Source organism: Actinomadura sp. KC345, from assembly GCF_004348515.1.
Taxonomy (GTDB): domain Bacteria; phylum Actinomycetota; class Actinomycetes; order Streptosporangiales; family Streptosporangiaceae; genus Spirillospora.
Window position 1 is genome coordinate 1 of record NZ_SMKH01000484.1, and the last position, 3,441, is coordinate 3,441.

Sequence of the window (3,441 nt, forward strand, 5' to 3'; positions counted from 1 at the left end):
CGCTCCCCCCCGGAACGGACGCATGCAGCCCGAAGCCTTCACCCTGCTGATGACCGTCTACGGCGGTGATCAAGCGGAGCACGCACGGGACGCCTTCCGCAGCGCGGTGCACCAGCAGACCTTGCGGCCCGACCAGGTGGTCCTGGTCCAGGACGGTCCCGTCCAGCCCGAGATGGCCGCGTGCCTGAGGGAGCTGGTCGAGGGCAGCCCGGTCGAGGTGGCGTACGTCCACCTCGAGCACAACCGCGGCCTCGGCCCCGCGCTGGACGCGGGCCTCCGCGCGGCCCGCCACGACATCGTCGCCCGGATGGACGCCGACGACGTCGCCATGCCCCACCGGTTCCAGACCCAGGTGCCGCTGGTGCGCGCGGGCGCCGACCTCGTCGGCGCGGGCCTGCTGGAGTTCAGCACCGACATCTCCGACATCGTCGGGCGCCGCATCCCCCCGAGCGACCCGGCCGACATCGCCCGCTACTCCCGCCTCCACGACCCGTTCAACCACCCGACGGTCGTCTACCGCCGCAGCGCCGTCGTCGCCGTCGGCGGCTACGGCGACCTGCCTCTGATGGAGGACTACTGGCTGTTCGCCCGCATGATCGCGAACGGCGCGCGGATCGTGAACGTGGCCGAGCCGCTCGTGTACTACCGGGTCGGGGACGGGGCGTACGAGCGGCGCGGCGGCCGCGACCTGCTGCGCTCGGAGCTGCGGCTCCAGCGCGAGATGCTCGGCGAGGGCTTCATCACGCGGCCCCAGTACATGCGCAACGTCGTCGTGCGCGGCGGCTACCGCCTCGTCCCGACCGTCATCCGCAAACCCTTCTACCGGATGGTCGTCGCCCCCTACGGCGCCCGCCGCAACCGCTCCCGCGACCGCGCCGACGCCGCCACCCCGCCGAAGCTCCCGTACATCCCGCGCCACGCCCGCCAGGAACAGCCGCGCCCGGCGCCGACCCCTCTCGCGGCCCCGCCGCCCGAACCGCCTTCCCCTTCCTAGGGGCGTTCAGCTCCTCCTCCAGAGGACGGGCTGGTCGCCGTTGGAGTCGGCGCTTCTGCCCACGCCGAGGAGCGTGTTCTTGAAGGACGCGAGGCCCGTGATCTGCTGGTCGCCGACGCCGCCCAGGCCCGTGCCGCCGGGCGTCGTGGCGGTCCAGGCGGAGCCGTCCGCGGACGTCCACGACACGACGTCGGTGGAACCCGCGGACCCGGTCGTGCCGGTGGCGGCGAAGCCGTCCGGTGTCGCGGTCAGCGCGGTGACGGTGACCTGGGTGCCCTCGCTCGGGGACTTCAGCGGGTTCCACGACTTGCCGCCGTCCGCGGAGACGTAGCCCAGCCAGTCCAGGCCCTCCGGGGTCGCGGCGATGCCGGTGGCGACCAGCGTGTTCCCGCGGGCGGCGACGTGGGTGAGGTGCGCCTCGGTCACGCCGCCCCCGGGCAGCTGGAGCTCCTGCAGCGTCCACTTCTTGCCGTCGGGCGACGTCCAGACCGACGGGCGGTTGCCCTTGCCGCCGCGGCTGCCGCCGACCGCGGTGTAGCCGGACGGGCCGGAGGCGACGTCCAGCATCCAGCGGCCCGCGTCCTTCGAGCCCTCCATCATCTCCGGGTCGGCGCCGGTGCCGCGCTCCCAGTTCTTCAGGTCCGTGGAGGACCAGGTGGCCACCGAGAATCCCTGGGTGCCGACGATCACGTAGCCGGCGTCCCCCGCGGCGGCGGCCTGGGTGACGGGCACGCCGTCCTCGGAGGCGGCGAACGCGGAGTCGGAGTCGGCGGCCTGCCAGGTCGCGCCGTCCGCCGAGGTGACGACGAGCGGGCCGCGCGGGGCCGCCTGGTCGTAGCCCACCGCCAGCCAGCCCGAGGCGCCGCCGGCGACGTCGGTCAGCTGCTGCGGGCCTGGCCGGGTGAACGCGGCGCCGAGGCCCTGGGCGGGCGTCCACGCGCCGAGGTCCCGCGACGACCAGACCGCGGCGTCGCCGCTCGCGCTGCCCACGGCGACCGCGAGGTTCCCGGTCGCGCCGACGGAGGTGACCGCGTGGTCGGGCCGGACGACGCCGGGGATCTTCGCCAGGTCGACCGGGACCGCGGTGCCCGCGTCGTCCCAGACGCCGAGCATGGGGTCCTTGTCGCCGCCGCCGGACTGCTCGCCGACGAGGACCGTCTGGCCGCCGCCCAGCGCCGCGCCCGTGACCTTGAGGCCGGGCTTCATCTCGGCGGCGCCCGCGTCCTTCCAGGTCGACCCGTCCGCGCTGCGGGACAGCAGCACGTCCCGGTCCCGGACGACGACGGCCGCGTAGCCCTGGGCGTCGCCGACGATCCGGCTGGTGTGCTTGTACCCGTCCGCCTTCAGCGTGCCGGCCTTGCTCCAGGAGGAGCCGTCCTTGGACGTGTACGTCTGGCCGTGGAAGTTGCCGGACGACCCCATCTCGCGCAGGGCCACGAAGCCGCCCTCGCCGCCGCCGATCATCAGGCCGCGGCTGCCCTTGGGCACCGGGACGTTCGAGCCGCCCCACGTCCGGCCGCCGTCGTCGGACCGCCAGACCCGGCGGTAGGGGTCCTTGCCGCCGCCGGGCGTGACGAGCCCCTCCAGGAGGATCACGTCGCCGCTGGCCGCGGCCTCGACGAGGGTGAACTCGCCGCCGCTGACCTGAAGGCCGATCTGCTCGCCGACCCGCGGCTCCCACCGCTGCCCGTCGTCGGACCGCCACATGGCCGGCTGGGCGTCGCTGAAGTCGCCCTTCTTGGAGTTCTCGCCGATCGCCAGGTAGCCGTTCCCGGTGGCGGCGATCCGCTGCACGCGGTTGTTCGGGCCGAACACGTCGCCGACGGCGTCGGGCTGCCTGCGCCACTCGCGCCCGTCCTCGCTCAGCCAGACGGCGCCGCCGCCTCCGGCCCGGGAGCCGATGGCGACCCAGCCGTCGCCCGAGCCGCCGACCGCCTCGGGGATCCCGCCGGGCGGCGCGGCGCCGCCGTCGGTGCTCTGCTGCTGGACGGACTCGAACGTGCGGCCGCCGTCCCCGGAGACCAGGAACAGGCCGCGGGCGTTCTGCGGATCGGTCTCGCTGCCGACCGCGACCACCGTCTCACCGACCGCCGCGACGCCGGTCATCTCCTGGTCGCGGCCGTCGGTGCGGGCGGAGCCGTTCACCGGGAAGATCGAACCGGCCAGCTCCGCGCCCGTCTTCGGGTCGTCGTCGCCTTCGAGCAGGCCGGGTACGAAGATCACGCCCGCGGCCACCAGCGCGGCGGCCGCCAGACCGGCCAGGCCGATGAGGAGCGGCTTCTTCGCGTTCCGGGAGCCCTTGGGCCGCTTGCCCGGCGATCCCGTCCGCCACGGCTCGTCGATCACCGGCGGCGGCGGCGCGGCCGGGCCGGGGGCGGGCTGGCCGTGCTGGGCCGGACCCGGCATCTGCTGGGCCCACGGGAACGGCTCGGCGGCCGGGGGAGGGC

Annotated in this window: 1 protein-coding gene and 1 pseudogene; one reads left to right on the forward strand and one right to left on the reverse strand. The window is 75.2% G+C overall.

Annotated features, from left to right (window positions below; all coding sequences use genetic code 11):
- Window positions 1-994 (forward strand): glycosyltransferase (locus E1281_RS38570; RefSeq protein WP_243717794.1); only part of this gene is annotated, 994 nt, incomplete at its 5' end.
- Between the two features lie 6 nt (window positions 995-1,000).
- On the opposite strand, the pseudogene E1281_RS40925 reads toward E1281_RS38570, so the two are convergent.
- Window positions 1,001-3,441 (reverse strand): annotated as a pseudogene (locus E1281_RS40925) (hypothetical protein); the annotation flags it as partial.